Annotated in this window: 8 protein-coding genes; 6 read left to right on the top strand and 2 right to left on the bottom strand. The window is 70.5% G+C overall.

Features of this window, described 5'->3' with window-relative positions:
• Positions 1–9 precede the first annotated feature (9 nt).
• Complete coding sequence (locus tag OV208_RS28570; protein WP_267577076.1) at positions 10–1,140, bottom strand: tryptophan 7-halogenase; 1,131 nt, start codon at positions 1,138–1,140, stop codon at positions 10–12.
• Positions 1,137–3,122, bottom strand: a complete 1,986-nt coding sequence (locus OV208_RS28565; protein WP_267577075.1) for a LodA/GoxA family CTQ-dependent oxidase — start codon at positions 3,120–3,122, stop codon at positions 1,137–1,139. The genes OV208_RS28570 and OV208_RS28565 overlap by 4 nt, the downstream gene beginning before the upstream one ends.
• 197 nt (positions 3,123–3,319) lie before the next feature.
• Here OV208_RS28565 and OV208_RS28560 point away from each other — a divergent pair, with 197 nt between their 5' ends.
• The 6 genes from OV208_RS28560 (at position 3,320) to OV208_RS28535 (ending at position 16,847) form a co-directional block, all read left to right on the top strand.
• Positions 3,320–4,231 (top strand): LysR family transcriptional regulator, encoded by a 912-nt coding sequence (locus tag OV208_RS28560; protein ID WP_120544895.1) that lies wholly within the window; start codon positions 3,320–3,322, stop codon positions 4,229–4,231.
• 126 nt (positions 4,232–4,357) lie between these two features.
• Positions 4,358–4,684, top strand: a complete 327-nt coding sequence (gene trxA / locus OV208_RS28555; RefSeq protein WP_120544894.1) for a thioredoxin — start codon at positions 4,358–4,360, stop codon at positions 4,682–4,684.
• Between the two features lie 249 nt (positions 4,685–4,933).
• Positions 4,934–6,145, top strand: a complete 1,212-nt coding sequence (locus OV208_RS28550; protein ID WP_267577074.1) for a GAF domain-containing sensor histidine kinase — start codon at positions 4,934–4,936, stop codon at positions 6,143–6,145.
• Between the two features lie 84 nt (positions 6,146–6,229).
• Positions 6,230–14,335, top strand: a complete 8,106-nt coding sequence (locus OV208_RS28545; protein ID WP_267577073.1) for a non-ribosomal peptide synthetase/type I polyketide synthase — start codon at positions 6,230–6,232, stop codon at positions 14,333–14,335.
• Between the two features lie 53 nt (positions 14,336–14,388).
• A complete protein-coding gene (locus OV208_RS28540) occupies positions 14,389–15,108 on the top strand; it encodes a thioesterase II family protein (protein WP_267577072.1) in 720 nt (239 codons plus the stop codon).
• A complete protein-coding gene (locus tag OV208_RS28535) occupies positions 15,105–16,847 on the top strand; it encodes an acyl-CoA dehydrogenase family protein (RefSeq protein ID WP_267577071.1) in 1,743 nt (580 codons plus the stop codon). The genes OV208_RS28540 and OV208_RS28535 overlap by 4 nt, the downstream gene beginning before the upstream one ends.
• The last annotated feature ends 2 nt before the right edge of the window (positions 16,848–16,849 follow it).

The raw sequence follows: 16,849 nt of genomic DNA, 5'->3' as shown, positions 1-16,849 counted from the left end.
AGGCGGCCGTCACGCGGCCAGGGCGTCGGAGGCCAATGCCTCGCGCCGGTTGCGCCAGAAGGGGGCGTCGGGCCACCGCCGCTCCTCACGGTAATAGTGGTCCCGCGTCCGCAGGTGCTCCGCGAAGCCCTGGCGCACCCGGGCCGCGTAGGCGCCCAGGGCCTCCGCGCGGCCCCGCAGGTGCTGATCCAGCGCTTCGGCCGCCAGCAGGGCGGAGTCGAGCGCCTTGGAGATGCCCTGGGAGGACAGCGAATCAAAGGTACACGCCGCGTCCCCCACCGCCAGCCAGTGTCCGGCATGGAGACGGTCCAGGAGCCCCACGGTGGCGGGCACCGCTCGCAGCGGCTCCCCGTTGAAGTCACACACGTCCAGCCGCTCACGGGTGGCGGTGGTGCGCTCCAGCAATGACAGCCAGGCCTCCGGGGTGCTCGGCCGCACACCGCGCAGCGACTCCCCATCCCCCATCAGCGCGACGACGACGCGGCCTCCGGGAAGCAGCGCGGAGTACCACCAGCCCTCCGGGCGGGCCTCCACCAGCGCCTGCGTGCTGAACGCCGCGCCCTCCCGCAGGCGGAAGTCGCCATACAGGGCGAAGCAGCGGTCCACCACCTGTCGCCGCGCCCCCTGCGACGTGGCGAAGTCCGCCTTCCAGCCCGTCGCATCCACCACGAAGCGCGCGCGGAGCGTGGAGAGGCCTTCCGACGGATGCGACAGGTGCAGCCGGAAGCCCTCCGCACCCAGGGCCTCGCACCCCTTCAGCGCGGTGCCGACCCGCACGGTGCCGCCGCGCTCCGCGACCTGGGCGCGCAGGCTCGCGTCGAAGCGGGCGCGGTCCAGGTGCCAGGCCGGCCCTCCGGGCGACATCAGCGTGTCGTGATAGCCCACCGTGGCGGAGCCCCACGCGGACGCCGTGCCGCGCGAGGCCAGGTGTCCGTCGCGAAGGAAGCCGCCCCACACCCCCAGCTTCGCCAGGGGCCGCCGTGCATCTGGAGGCAGCGTCTCACCGACGCGGGGCGCGTCAGGGGAAGCGCGCTCCACCAGCGTGACGGACCACTGCGTCTGGGCCCGCAGGGCGAGCGCCACGCCCGCGCCCGCCGGCCCTCCCCCGAGGACCGCGACGTCACAGTGCGCGTCGCTCACGACATGCCACCGTCCGGCAAGCGGCGCTCCACCTCGATGTAGAGCGGGGCCGGATCATCCGGCGTGGAGCTGCCCTGGTCCGCGGGCTGCGCGTCCTTCCGGGCCAGGATGAAGCCCAGGCCCTTCCACTTGAAGACCATCTCTTCGTCCTTGTCGAAGTTGATGTCGGACGGGCGCGTCCAGTAGCCCTGCTGCCACTCCCCGTCGCGGTCCTGGTAGTTCACCTCGTAGGGCCGCTGCGAGGGCCACCACCACAGGGACGTGTTCTGCACGACCTGGTTGGAGCACTCGTTGAAGTCCGCCTGCCAGGGCAGGGCCATGTACTTGGTGGCGTCTCCCGGCTCCAATCCCTGTCCATCATGGGGGTTGGTGTCCCATCGCAGGCCGCTGGCGCCTGGCGTGCGGCGCTTGAAGCGGAACGGCTCCATGAAGAAGTTCGGGTCGCGGGCAATCCAGGTCATCTCGATGCCCGGGCAGAAGGGCCCGCCCACGCAGTTCTCCAGCACGCCCCGGTCCAGCAGTTGGCCCGGGGTGGGCATGGCCGTGCTGGGCGTGTTGTCGAAGAGGCCATTGCTGAACTGGGTGAGGAAGAAGTACTGCGTCCGCGTGAGGGTGAGGAAGTTGCGCGGGACGTCCGGCGTGAGGGGATTGTCGCCCGCCATCTGGGGCATGCGCAGCGGGTAGTCATTGAACTGCTTCGGGTCGCGCACGTACTTCATGAAGTTGTGGGTGCTGGCCTCAGGCCGGGGAAGCCCCGCGTGCGCGTCGATGCCCTGGTCGTTGATGCGCGCGACCCAGCGGTAGTCGGACGGACGCTGGAGGATGGGCAGGATGTCCGCCTGGAAGTTCGGCCTGTAGCTGTCGTTGAAGGTGCCGCCCTTGCAGACGTCAGGTTCCAGATTGCCCTGGGTGACGAAGGTGTCGCGCAGCGTGTCGTACAGCGTGACCATGTTGAGGAGCTGGGGCGCGTAGGCCGGCGGGGCCACCATCATCCACGCCGGAAACGCCACCTCCACGCGCGTGCCCCCCTCCAGGATGACCGTCGCGGTGACGGGGCCATCCGACGTGTCGTCCCACCAGAAGTTGTTGTTGGCGTAGGTGTCCAGACGCGGCTGCATGTAGGCCTTGGCCTGCATGTAGTCGGCGGTCTCCTGGATGTCCGCCGGACTGTTGGAGCCGTGCGTCGCCAGCTCCGCCACCATGGCGGCCCGGAGCGCCTCCTGGGTCGGGTAGCACTGGTCCGCGACCGGCCGGAGCTGTCCGAGGCGCGTGCCCTGCGCGTCGGTGAGCGTCGTGTCGTCCTCCAGGAGGTTGTCAATCAACCCGTTGGACAGGTTCCACACCCCCGTCGTGCCGGAGAAGCCATGGCCTCCCACCGTGTAGAGGTAGCCCTGGTCATCCGCGATGACGCTGCCCAGGGTGGTGATGTCATTGTTTTCGGGGAGGAGGTTCGACGCCGCGGGGAAGGTGCAGGGATAGCCCTGGGCCTGGGGATCGTCCTTGGAGAACTCCGCGCGCAAGGGGAGTTTCTTGTTGCCCCGGCACGCCACGGTGCGAGGCCCCGGGTCGATGATGAGCGCCTTGCGCCCGGCGGCGTCCGTCGTGCGGGGGTTGCGCAGCGGGTGCGCCTTCGCGTCAGCGGTATCGACAAGGTTGTACACGCCGTCCGCGCCCTGCTGCTGCTGGAACTCGAACCAGGCCGCCTTCTTGTTCGCGACGTGGACGGTCCATTCAATGTCCAGCACGCCGTCGGCCCCGGGTTGGACGCGCTTTCCCGGCGCGTTGGGGTGGTCGGGGTCGAACGTGTGGATCTGGAACCGGGCCGCCTGCCGGCGGATGCCACCGTGCACGTCGCGGAAGCGGGTCACATCCCCACCGGTCCGCTCCTGCGGCAGCCCCTTGGCCGTCTCGGGCCCCAGGTAGTAGTCCTCGCTGTCCCCGACGCGGGCCACCCCGACCGCCGGGTGGATCTTGTAGTTCATGCCCATTGCAGCACTCCTCCGGTGTTGGCGGGGAGTTCTGCAATTGATGGGCCTTCCAGGAGAAGACTGGACTTGAGGAAGTGCACGGGTTTAGGGGGCGCGGTCCTTCCACCCTGACGTGTCAGGCCGGGGGCTGACGTGTCAGTCCTTGGGGTCCTGGACTCGCACCCACCCCTTCCAAGGCATAGGCTTGCCCCGTGGCCTCGAGTCCCCCCTTGCTGGATGACATGCTCCTCTTCACGGAGGTGGTGACGACGGGCGGCATCACGGCCGCGGCGGAGCGCCTGGGCCTGCGCAAGTCGACGGTGAGCCGTCGGCTGGCCGCCATGGAGGAGCGCCTGGGCATCCGGCTGCTGGAGCGCAACACGCGGCGGCTGCGGCTCACCGAGGCGGGCCGGGAGTACCACGCGCACTGCGCGCGGCTCGTCTCCGAGGCCCGCGAGGTGAACGCGGCGCTGAGCGAATCGCGTGGGACGCCCCAGGGGACCCTGCGCATCGCGACGCTGTCGCTGCTCGGCGAGCTGCTCACGCCCGTCATCGCCGAACTGCTGCTGCGCCAGCCCCGGCTGCGCGTGGAGGTGTCGCTCGCGCAGACGCATGTGGACCTCGTCGCGGAGGAGTACGACCTGGCGCTGCGCACCGGGCCGCTGCCGGACTCGTCGCTGGTGGCGCGCAGGCTCGGGCGGGTGCGCACGGGCTGCTATGCGAGCCCCGCCTATCTGAGCCGCCACGGCACGCCGCTGTCGCCCGAAGCGCTGGGCGCGCACGAATGCGTCCTCCTGGCCGAGCCCGGCACCGACGAGGTGTGGTTCTTCGGTGAGGGCCGGAGCGCGCGCACGGTGCCGGTGACGGGCCGCCTGCGCGTGCCCAGCGTGCGCGCGGGCCAGGCGGCGGCGCGCGCGGGGTTGGGCATCGTGCGACTGCCGGCCTCGCTCGTGGCGGACGACGTGCGCGCGGGACTGCTGGTCCCCGTGCTCGCGGCGGACACGCCCCCGGGCCTGCCCATCTTCGCCGTCTACCCGAGCAGCCGGCAGCTCCCGTTCAAGGTGCGCGCCTTCCTGGACCTGCTGTCCGAGCGCGGCGCGGCGCTGCCGTGGGAGGAAGGCTAGAGGGCTCCTGGCGGAACAATGCGTTGCGACCGGGGCACTCGTCCCCTGCCCTGCCCCGCGATTACATCCTGGCCGTGGATCCGAGGCGCGGCCTGCGTGAGCGCGCCCTTCACCGGAGGATGGAACATGGCTGCGAACGTCATCGAGCTGGGAGACGCGGAGTTCAAGCGCGAGGTGCTGGAGTCGTCCGAGCCGGTGCTGGTGGACTTCACGGCCACGTGGTGTCCGCCGTGCCGGGTCCTCGCGCCGGTCATCGAAGCGCTGGCGACTGAGTACAAGGGCCGGATGAAGATGGCCAAGCTCAACGTCGACGACCACCCGGTGACGCCGGAGCAGTACGGCATCCGGGCCATGCCCACGCTGCTGTTCTTCAAGGACGGCAAGGTCGTGAAGCAGATCGTCGGCGCGGTCGCGAAGGCGAAGCTCGACGAGGCCGTGCGACAGGTCCTCTGAGGGCGCCGGGCAAGCGTTCCATCATCGACACGGGCCGTGCGTTCCGCCCTGAACACCTCGTGAAGAAGGGTCAGCGACCGGACGAGCGGGCCCTCGGCATCCAGGTACCCACTCCCCGGGAACCGGGTTAAAAACGCTCCCATGAAGTTCCTGGGCGCACTGGATGACGCATCACTCGGGCGGACGCAACGGTGTAATCGCCGCCTCACGGATCCCAATCGCCTGCAGGCGATCCGGGACACCGGCCTGATGGATACGCCTCGGGAGGAAGCCTTTGACCGCCTTGCACACCTGGCGGCCGAGCTCCTCCACGTCCCGTTGACGATCATCTCCCTGGTGGATGCCGACAAGCAGTTCTTCAAGGCGGACTTCGGCCTGCCTTCGCCCTTCAGCGAAACGCGGGAGCTCCCGATTGATGCTTCGCTGTGTCGCTACACGCTCGAGGGTGAATCCATCATCTCCTCGAACGCCCTGGCCGATCCCTTCCTCAGGTTCCATCCCTCGACCGGGCCGTGGGGCATCGTCGCCATCATCGTGCTGCCGTTGATCAACCCGGACGGGCACGTGCTGGGGACCTTCTGCTGCATCGAGCCCAAGGTGCGCGAATGGACGGCGCAAGAGCTCAAGGTGATGCGGGAGCTGACGGCCTCCATCATGACGGAGATCAACCTCCGGAATCAGATCACGAAACTGAAGGCCGAACAGAACCTCCGGGACACGTTCGTCGCGGCGCTGACGCATGATCTGCGCACGCCCCTGACGGCGTCGAAGTTGAGCCTGCAACTGCTCGGCAGACGCCATCCGGACATGCCGAGCATCCAGACGTCGGTGGCTCGGGTGAGCCAGAGCCTGGACCGCGCGGAACGGATGATCCAAAACCTGCTGGACGCGAGCCAGATCCAGGCCGGAAAGCAGGTGGTCCTGAAGCTCAGCGAATGCGACCTCCACGCCATCACCGTCCAGACGCTGGAGGAGCTCACGTCGGTCTATACAGACCGCTTCGTCCTGAAGGCAGAAGGCACGTTCCAGTTGATGGCGGATCCCATCGGACTGCGTCGCATCGTCGAGAACCTGGCCTCCAACGCGGCGAAGTACGGCGCACCGGGCACCCCGATTGAAGTCGCGCTGGGCCGGAGCGGCTCGCAGGTGACGCTCCAGGTGAGGAATCAGGGCGACCCCATCCTCGGGGAGGATCTGCGAAACATCTTCGAACCGTTCCACCGCTCGAGGTCCGCGACGGAGAGCGCGGAAAAAGGCTGGGGACTCGGGCTGCCCCTGGTGAGAGGTTTCGCCGAGGCGCATGGTGGGCGAGCGTCCGTGACGAGCTCGGCCCAGGAGGGGACCTGTTTCACGATAACCCTGCCGCTCGACGCCAGGGCCCTCGCGGAGACGCTGTCGGGCATTTCCAGCCTGGAACGTATCAAACCGGCGTCCGCTGTCTCGGCGTCCACGCGCGAGTAAGCCGCGGCGAGGGGCGGGCCGGGGGGCTTGGGCTTCCTGAGGGCTGCTGCTAAAGCCTTCGGGATGGCGCCGGCTGGAAGATTCTTGCTGCCCCCCCTCGTCCACCTGCTCGTCGAGCAACACACGGTCGAACATCCCTCCCAGGTCGCGATAGGCCAGGGGGGCGAGTCCCTCACCTACGCCGCGCTCGACCAGCAAGCGAACCGCCTGGCCCATGCGCTGCGCGCCCGGGGCGCTGGACCGGACTGCATCATCGGCATCTGCCTTCCGCGAAGCACGCGACTCGTCGTGTCCCTCCTGGCGGTGCTCAAGACGGGAGCGGCCTGGCTGCCGCTGGACCCGTCCTCTCCGCCCGAGCGCCTGCGTCACATGGCGACGTCCGCGGGGGCGATGGCTGTCATTGGCGAGGGACCGGCCGCGGAGCGGCTCGCGGCGACGGGCCTCCAGGTCCTCTTGCTTCCGGACCAGGAGCTCGCGTCGTTTCCGGGCGTGAACCCGGAGGTCCGCGTCCTGCCGGACCAGCTCGCCTATGTCATCCACACCTCGGGCTCCACGGGGCTGCCCAAGGGGGTGATGATCAGCCACCGCGCCCTGTCCGCGTTCACCGCCCACCACCGCGCCACGTTCGCGCTGTCACCGGCGGATAACGTGGGCGTGGTGGCCTCGCTGGGCTTCGACGCGCTGATCATGTCCATCCTGCCCTCGCTGGCCTCGGGCGCGCGGCTGGAGCTCCCGGAGGACGAGGAGACCCGTCTGTCACCCCGGAAGTTGCAGCAGTGGCTGCTGGCCCGGGACATCACCTTCGCCTTTCTGCCCACCCCGCTCGCCGAACGCGTGCTCGCGCTCCCCTGGCCGGAGACCTGTGCCCTGCGCCTGCTGCTCACCGGAGGCGACCGGCTGCACGTGCGTCCCAGGCCGGGGATGCCCTTCCAGCTCGTGAATGGCTATGGCCCCGCCGAGTGCACCATCTACTGCACGTCGGATGTCGTCCCGCCCGCCGGGGTGTCGCGCGAGGAGCATCTGCCGTCCATTGGTCGTCCCATCGACGGCGCGGAGATCCACCTGCTCGACCCGGCGCTGCGGCCCGTGGGCGAGGCAGAGACAGGGGAGATCTTCATCGGAGGGACAGGCCTGGCTCGCGGGTACGTGGAGGCGCCGGGGCTCACCGCCGAGCGCTTCATCCCCCATCCCTTCTCCCCCACCGGCGGCGAGCGCCTGTACCGCACGGGGGACCTCGGTCGCAGGGCGCCGGATGGCTCGCTGGAGTTCCTGGGCCGCGTCGACTCGCAGGTGAAGGTGCGTGGCATCCGCATCGAACCCGCGGAGATCACCGCCGCGCTCCAGACCCATCCGCACGTGGGGGCCGCGCACGTCATGGCGCGAAGCACCGGAGCCCTGACGCCTGACGCAGACGTCTTCTTCGTGGCGTGGTTCACGCCTCGCGACGCGCGGGCCGTCCCCGGAACGGAGCAACTGCGCGAGCACCTGCGGGCCTGGCTTCCCGAGGCCATGATGCCCCGGACGTTCGTGGTGGTGGACTCGCTCCCACTCGGCCCCAACGGCAAGGTGGACGTCCAGGCGCTCCCCGTTCCAGCCCTCCACACTCCCCGGATCCGTGAGTATGTCGCGCCCCGCACGGAGCTGGAGCAGGGGCTCGCGCGGGTGTGGCAGGAGGAGCTGAAGCAGGAGCAGGTCGGTCTCCAGGACGACTTCTTCGAGCTGGGCGGCCACTCCCTGCTCGCCACGCGCATCACCTCCCGGATTGAAGACACACTGGGCGTCAGCGTTTCACTTGCGCAGCTCTTCGCCCACCCCCGCATCGCCCTGCTCGCGGAGCTGCTGGAGTCGCGCAGGGCCGCTCCCGCGAAGGCCATGCTGCCGCCCGTGGTTCGCGCCGCCGACCCCTCGCGCGCGCCGCTCTCCGTGCAACAGGAGCAGGTCTGGTTCCTCCAGAAGCTGTCGCCCGACAGCATCTCCTATCAGGCGCAGACCACCCTTCGCGTGATGGGCGGGCTGGACCTGGCGGTGCTCGAACGCGCCCTGACGGAGCTCACCCGGCGCCACGAGCTGCTGCGCACGACCTATGAAGAGGTCGACGGACGGCCGTGGCAGCGCGTCCAGCCGGTGACGCCGGTGCGACTTCCCCTGCTCGACCTGAGCGCACTGCCCGAGGGCGTCCGGGAGCGTCGGCGGGAGGAGGCCATCCGGGAGGAGCTGCGCCGGCCCCTCTCCCTCTTCGCGCTGCCGCTGGCCCGCTGGAGCGCCCTCCGCCTGGCTCCGGACGAACACGAGCTCGTGCTCGTCGAGCATCACGTCGTCCACGACGGGGTGTCCTTCTCCGTGCTGATGCGGGAGCTGGACGCGCTCTACAACGCCTACCTGCGGGGCGAAGACTCGCCGTTGCCGGAGCCGGCGGTGCAGTACCGCGACTTCGCGGTCTGGCAGCGTGCGGCGCTCGAAGCCCCGGGCATGAAGGCCCAGCTCGCCTACTGGCGCGAGCGATTGGCGGGAGCCCCGGAGGTGCTGCCGCTGCGCACCGACCGCCCGCGACCGCCCGTGCAGGGCTCCAACGGCGACCTCCTCCGGTTGGAGCTGCCACCGGCCCTGCCGGGCGCCTTGCGCACCTTCTGCCAACGCGAGGGCGTCACCCTCTTCCATGCCCTCTTCGCCGCGTTCGCCACGCTGCTTCACCGCTACACCGGGGAGCAGGACCTGTGCATCGGCTCGGCGTTCGCCGCCAGGGCTGGCATCCGCAACATCGAGAACCTCATTGGCATGTTCGTCAATGCCGTGGTCCTGCGATGTGATGTCTCCGGCGCGCCGTCGTTTCGACAGCTGGTCCACCAGGTGAAGGACGTCACCTCGGCGGCGGCGGAGCACCAGACGTATCCCTTCCTCAAGCTCGTCGAAGCCCTGGGCGTGAAGCGCGACCCCAGTCGCAACCCGCTCGTCCAGGCCATGTTCAGCTTCCACGACTCGGCCGTGCCCAGTCCCAGGTTGGGCAGCGCCTCCTGCACCATCTTCGAGCGGGGCAATGGCTCATCGAAGGTGGACCTGGATGTCGTCGCCATTCCCCATGCCGGACGGCACCTGGGGGACGCCTCACGCGGGGATGCCCGCATCTCGCTCATCTGGGAATACAACCGCGACCTCTTCGACCGCGCGACGATGGAGCGGATGTCCGCCCACTTCCTGCGGCTGCTCGAGGTCGCGGTGCGAAGCCCCGACACCACGGTGTCGCGCCTGCCGATGCTCACCGACGCGGAACGCCATGCCCTCCTGCGGGAGCGCAACGGCCCAGAGGTGTCCACGTCCGAGCCCCCGGTGCAGCGCCAGGTCCTGGAGCAGGCCCGGAGGACACCCGCCGCGGTGGCGGTGCGCGATGAGGCGGGCGCGCTCACCTACGCGGAGCTGATCCGCCGCGCGACGCTGCTGGCCGAACACCTGCGCCGACAGGGCACGGATGCGTCGTCGCTCATTGGCGTCTGCGCGCCCCGGGGCGCCGAGCTGGTGACGGCCGAGTTGGGCGTACTGCTCGCCGGAGCGGCCTACCTGCCGCTGGATCCGGAGCACCCCGCCGAGCGGCTCGCGCTCCTCCTCGCCCATGGTGGCGTCCGCCAGGTGGTGACCACCGGCGCGCTCCGCGAACGGCTCCCCGCCACGCTGGAGCGGGTGTGCGTCGGGGACTTTCACGCCCCCGGCACACCGCGCGGCCAGCCCTCCGCCGATGCGTGGCCCGGACAACGGGCCTACGTCATGTACACCTCCGGCTCCACGGGCACGCCCAAGGGGGTGATGGTGGAGCACGGCTCGCTGGCCCACCTCGTCGGATGGCACCGGCGCGCCTTCGGCCTGGATGCGAACAGCCGCGCCACGCTGCTCTACTCCCCCGCGTTCGACCCCTCCGCCGCGGAGATCTGGCCGGCGCTGACGGCGGGCGCGACGCTGCATGTCCCCGGACAGGACGTGCGCCTGTCCCCGGAGCGACTCCAGGCGTGGCTCCTGTCCGAACGCATCACCTTCACGGACCTGCCCACCGCGCTCGCCGAGCGGCTGCTGGCCCTGGACTGGCCTGACGCGTGCGAGCTGCGCACGGTGCTCGCGGGCGGAGACCGGCTCCTCTCGCGTCCCAGGCCCGGGATGCCCTGGCGCCTGTTCAACCAGTACGGCCCCACGGAGACCACCGTGACGGCCACCTCCAGCGAAGTGCTTTCCTCGGGCACGGATGCGTCCCTGCCCGCCATCGGTCGCCCCATCGCGGGGACCACGGCGTATGTGTTGGATGCGGAGCTGCAACCCGCTCCCCTGGGTGCGGGGGGAGCGCTGTACCTTGGCGGCGCCGGGGTGGCGCGGGGCTATCTGAACCGCCCGGACCTCACCGCTTCGAGCTTCATCCCCGACCCCTTCTCATCGCGCCCGGGTGCGCGCCTGTACCGCACGGGAGACCACGTCCGCATCCGACCCGACGGTGAGCTTGAGTTCCTGGGCCGCATGGACGCGCAGCTCAAGCTTCGCGGCTTCCGCGTGGAGCCAGCGGAGATCTCCGCGCGGCTGCGCACGTGTCCAGAAATCGCTGAAGCCCACGTCCGCGCCTGGAGCGCTCCAGGCGCGGAGCCGAGGCTGGTTGGCTACCTCGTGCCTCGCGCCGGGCACGCCGTGCCTTCGCCCGCGCGGCTGCGCGAACACCTGGCCCGCGAGCTGCCGGCCTACATGATTCCCTCCGCCTATGTGGCGCTGGAAGCGCTGCCGCTCACCCACGGCGGCAAGGTGGATGAACGGGCCCTGCCCGCGCCCACCGTGACGCAAGCGTCCCAGGTACCCCTCGCGAATGAGCTGGAGCGTCAGCTCGCCGGCCTCTGGTGCGAGACCTTGCGGTTGGAGCGGGTGGGCGCGGAGGACAACTTCTTCGACCTGGGCGGGCACTCCCTGCTGCTGGGACAGGTGCAGCACCTGTTGAAGAGCCGCCTGGGCCATGACGTGCCCATGGTGAAGCTGTTCGAGTTCCCCACTGTTCGCGCGCTCGCCGGGCACCTCCAGGGACAGGGCGATGGCGGAGCAGCGGCCGCCGCGCGTGAGCAGCGCCAGGAACAGCGACAGAGCGGACTCGCGCGCATGACAGGCCGTGCGGAGACCGCTGGAGCCGGACAGCACGCCGGAGGAGCAGGAACGGGTGCCTCCGGGGAGCCGTGGGAGGACCGCTCCGCGCACATCGCGGTGGTGGGGCTGGCGTGCCGGTTCCCCGGTGCGGCCAACGCGGAGGCGTTCTGGGCCAACCTGGCTGGCGGCGTCGAATCCATCACCTTCTTCGGCCCGGATGGACACCCCCGCGAGCAGCCGCCCGGGGAGGCCGCCGTGGGCGAAGAGGTGCCTGCATTCGGGCTGGTGGCGGACGCCGACAGGTTCGACGCGGCGGCCTTTGGCTGCTCGCCTCAGGAAGCCCTGATGCTGGATCCACAGCAACGGGTGTTCCTGGAGTGCGCGCGAGAGGCATTGGAAGACGCCGGGTATGATCCGGCGCGCTACCCCGGCGCCATCGGGCTGTACGCCGGAGGCAGTGAGACGTCCTACCTGTCCGCGCTCCGAGCCCGGCGGGAGCTGCTCGCGGGTGCCAGTGATTGGCAATTGCGGCTGGCGACGGGCATGGACTTCCTCACCAGCCGGGTGGCCTACAAGCTGGGGCTGCGCGGTCCCGCCGTCACTGTGCAGACGGCCTGCTCCACGTCCCTGGTCGCCATCCATCTGGCCGGCCAGGCACTGCTCGCGGGGGACTGTGACATCGCGCTGGCCGGCGGCGCGTCGGTGCATGCGCCGCCCCGGTTCGGCCACTACAGCGAGGGCGGGCCCCTGTCTCCGGATGGCCGCTGCCGCGCGTTCGACGCGAAGGCGCAGGGCACCGTGGGCAGCAATGGCGCAGGGCTGGTGGTGCTCAAGCGGCTCGCGGATGCCCTGGCGGACGGGGACACCATCCGCGCCGTCCTCCGGGGTTCCGCCATCAACAACGACGCTGCTGGGAAGATTGGCTTCACCGCGCCGAGCGTGGAGGGGCAGGCCAGCGTCATCCAGACCGCGTTGCGCGTCGCCGGGGTGGCGTCCGAGAGCATCACCGCCATCGAGGCCCACGGCACCGGCACGCGGCTGGGAGATCCCATCGAGCTCGCCGCGTTGACGAAGGCGTTCGACACCCGCCGACGACAGTTCTGCTGGATTGGTTCGGTGAAGACAAACATCGGTCACACGGACGCGGCGGCGGGCGTGGCGGGCTTCATCAAGACGGTCCTCGCGCTGGAGCACCGGAAGCTGCCCCCCAGCCTGAACTTCGAACAGCCCAACCCGGAGATCGACTTCGAACACAGCCCCTTCCGGGTGAACACCCAGCTGCGGGACTGGGACACCGGCGGCCTTCCACGGCGGGCTGGCGTCAGCTCCCTGGGCATTGGCGGGACCAATGCCCACGTCGTGCTGGAAGAAGCACCGGCGTCGCCTGAGCCCGAACGCACGCGCACGCCGCGGTTGCTGGTGCTGTCGGCCCACGGGCCCGCCGCGCTGGCCCGGGCCGTGGACCGGCTCGGCGGCCACCTGCGCGCGCACACGGACGTTCCCCTGGGCGACGTGGCCTGGACGCTCCAGGTGGGGCGCACCGCGCTCGCGCACCGCGCCTTCGCCGTGGGCCAGGACACCGCCGACGTACTCCGCGCGCTGGCGGAGCAGCAGGGCCCCGCGAGCGACGCGCGGCCGGAGCCCGCGCCACGCCCGGTGGTGTTCATGTTCCCCGGCCACGGCGGACAACACGTGGGCATGGGCCGGGAGCTGTACGCCGCACAGCCGGCCTTTCGAGAGGCCGTGGACGCGTGCCGCGCGCACCTCACGCCCCTGCTGGGATTCGACCTGGGGACGGTGCTGCATCCGGAGCCTTCGGACGGCGTCGCGTGCGCGCAGGCCTCCGCCCGGATGGGCGAGTTCGTCACCGGCCAGCTCTGCGTCTTCGTCATCGAGTACGCGGTGGCGCGGCTGTGGGAGCGCTGGGGCGTGAAGCCCGTAGCGGTGGTGGGTCACAGCCTGGGGGCCTATGCGGCGGCCACGGTGGCCGGCGTGTTCTGCCTGGAGGATGCCCTGCGGTTGGTCCTGGAGCGCTCGCGCATCCTCGCGAGCCTGCCCGCGGGCGCCATGCTGGCCGTGCCCCTGCCCGAGTCCGAGCTGCGCCCCCTACTCCATGCCGGACTCTCGTTGGCGGCCGTGAACGGGCCGGCGCAGTGCGTGGTGTCCGGTCCGGTGGCGGACATCGAAGCCCTCCAGGCGCGGCTGAACGGGAGCGGAGTGGAGTCGCGCCTGCTGCGCATTCCAGGCGCCGGACACTCGCACCTCGTCGAACCGTCGCTGGCCGCGTTCACCGACTGCGTCCAACGCATCGAACGGCATCCCCCCACGCTGCCGTGGATCTCCGACCTCACCGGCGCCGCCGTCACCTCGGAGCAGGCCGTGGATCCCGCGTACTGGGCCGCGCACCTGCGCCACACCGTCCGCTTTGGCGATGCGCTGGGAACGCTGCTCGCGGGCCCGGCCAGCCTCTTCCTGGAGGTGGGCCCTGGACGAACGCTGGCGACCCTGGCGCGCCAGCATCCCGACGCAGGCACGCACCTCACCGTGGCCACCCTCCCCCACCCCGCGGACAACACCTCCGACCTGGTGAGCGCGCTCACCGCGGCCGGGCGCCTGTGGACGGCGGGCGTGCCACTCTCCTGGCAGGAACTTCACGCGGGTGTTCGACGCCAGCGGGTGCCGCTGCCCACGTATCCATTCGAGCGTCAGCGCTACCTTGTCGAGGCTCCAAACCCAGCCACTCCCTTGGCGAGGCAGGCCGAGACCGGGGCGAGCCCGCCCGCGCATACGGCTTCCACCATCACCGCTGAACAGGAGGAGCCTGATGCTGGGGACGATGCGACGGTGCGCCATATCGCCACTGCTTTCGCGGAGGTCCTGGGGCTGCCCCGGGTCGGACTCCACGACAACTTCTTCGAGTTGGGAGGCGACTCGCTGATGGCGGCGCAGCTCATCGCGCGGCTGCGCCCGCATGTCGCCACGCCCCTGCGGGTGAAGGCCATCTTCCGCGCCCCCACCGTGGCCCGGTTGGCCCGCTTCCTCGAAGAGGCAGCGTCCACCGCCAGCCCGACCACCGGTTCCTCTTCGCAATGACCCTCAATCCCTCTCCCTGGCTTGCCTGCCGGCTGCGGCGTCCGGAGGCCCCCATGCGCCTCTTCTGCTTCCCCCACAGCGGTGGATCCGTGGGTGAATACGTGCGCTGGGCGGACCTGCTCCCAGACATCGAGGTGTGGGGCGTACAGCTTCCCGGCCGTGGCGCGCGGGCGGAAGAAGCTCCCTTCACGCGGATCCGCGAGCTGGTGGACTCCCTGGTGGCCGCGGTGGACTTCGGGACGCACTTCGCATTCTTCGGGCACAGCCTGGGAGCGCTCGTGGCCTTCGAGACAGCCCAGCGCTTGAGGGAGCTGGGCCGTGCAATGCCAGACGCGCTGATGCTCTCCGCGGCTCCCGCCCCGCAGCTTCCTCCGCGTGCCATCCCGTCGAGCCACCTGGACGAGGCCGGATTGCTCACCGCTCTGGAACCCACCTACGGCGAGCTGATCCAGGAGCTGCGGGAAGACGCCGAGCTGCGCGAACTGCTCCTGCCAGGCTTGCGTGCGGACCTGTCGCTCGTGGAGTCCTACCCGTACGAAGCCCGCGCACCCCTGCCCTGCGCGATGACGGTCACGGGCGGCACGCAAGACGACCTGGCGCGCGAGGACCTGGAGGCGTGGCGCATCCACACCACCGGGCCCTTCGAACTCCACCTGCTCCCGGGCGGCCACTTCTACCTGCGGGAGCAGAAGGCCGCGCTCCTGCGCCTCCTGGGCGAGCCCCTGCGTCAGGACCGTCCCCCCACCGTTTCCACCAAGGACCTGAAGCCATGAGCGAGCCCCTGCATCCCGCCACCCGCGCCCGCGAAGGCTTCCTGGGCCAGCTCTTCGCGGGGACGCTCCGCTGGGACCTCATCCGCCAGTTCCCTGAACACGCGCCCGAGGAACGCCAACAGGGCGATGCCGTCATCGCGGAGGTCGAACAGTTCCTGAAGGAGCACGTCGACCCGGACGAGGTGGAGCGCACGGGCCGCATCTCCCCGGAGCTGCGCGAAGCCCTGCGCGCGAGGGGCTATTACAAACTGCCAGTGGAGCGCGAGCTGGGGGGCCGGGGGCTCTCCATGCTGAACACCTTCCGCGTCATCGAAGCGGTGATGAGCCGGTGTCTCCCGGTGGGCTACACGCTGGCCATCCACAGCGGCCTGGGCGCGGGTGCCATCATCGAGGCGGTCCAGGACGGTCCGCTGAAGGACTACGTCCGCGCCCGGATGGCCGAAGGGGCCATCTCCGGCTGGGCGGACACCGAGCCCACCGGAGCCTCCGCGCGGAGGGCCTCCACCACCGCCACGCCCACGGAAGATGGGACGGCCTATGTCCTGAACGGGGAGAAGGTCTACATCGGGAACGGCTCCATCGCGGACGTCCTGAACGTCACCGCCACGCTCTGCGAAGGCGGCAGGGAGCAGATCAGCCTCTTCGTGGTGGAGACGACGAGCCCCGGCTTCCACGTGCGGGCCGAGCACGGGCTGATGGGCCTGCGCGGACTGCCCATCGCCGCGTTGGGTTTCGACAACGTGCGGGTGCCGAAGGAGCGGATGCTGGCGATGTCGCAGGAGCACTGGCGCAACACGCCGCTGCTGGAGCCCCTCAGCGCCCTGGGCCGCATGTACATCATCGTGGCGGCGTCCCTGGCGCTCTCCAAGAAGTGCCTCCAGTGGTCGCGCGAGTTCCTCCACCGGCGCCTCGCCCAGGGGCGCGCGCTCGGCGAGTTCGACGAAATCCAGCGACAGGTCTCCACCACCGCGGCGGAGGTCTTCGCCCTGGAGAGCGTGGCCCGCTGGAGCCTCACGGGCGTGACGGCGGAGAACCTGCCCGTGCGCTGGTTCGAACAGGTGGCGGCCAAGAACATCGCCTCCCTGGCGTGCGCGCGCATCGTGGACCGGACCGTGTCGCTCCTCGCCGCCGAGGGCTACGAGACCTCCGAGAGCAAGGCGGCACGGGGCGCGGTGCCAGCGCCGGTGGAGCGCGCCCTGCGGGACGCCCGGGCCTTCCGCGTGGCGGGCGGCGTGGACTTCCTCGTGGACCACAAGGCCGCGCGCGAGGGTCTCCTGTCCCTCCACTCCGCGTCGCCCGAGCACGCCGCGCGGCTCGAAGCTCCTCCCGCGCCGCTCCCGGTGGAGGAGCACCTGTCCGAGCGCAACCGGGAGCACCTCCAGTTCACGGCCCAGGAGGTCCACCGGCTGGCCCGCAGGTGCGTGGAGCTGACGCGCCACCATCCGGAAGCGAGCGTGCTCCACGCGCGGCAGCGGACGCTCATCCTGCTGAACCAGCTCAGCAACGAGCTGTTCACGATGTCCGTCACGCTGGCCCACGCGTCGGCCCTGGCCTCCCGGGGCCAGCCCCACGCCGACGCGCTGGCGGACATCTTCTGCACCGCCGCGCGCCACCGCCTGGACGACCTCTGGCGGCAGAGCGACGCCGGCTCAGAGCCCGACTTCGCGACGGTGAGCGCCCAATGGCTGTCCGGAAGCGAGCTCGACTTCCTGCTGTGCGACGTGCTGCTCCGACCGTGAGG

The sequence above is a fragment of the Corallococcus sp. bb12-1 genome, from assembly GCF_026626765.1.
In the GTDB taxonomy this organism is placed as follows: domain Bacteria; phylum Myxococcota; class Myxococcia; order Myxococcales; family Myxococcaceae; genus Corallococcus; species Corallococcus terminator.
Note: the sequence above shows the minus strand (reverse complement) of the source record. Positions and strands in the feature narration are given on the sequence as shown.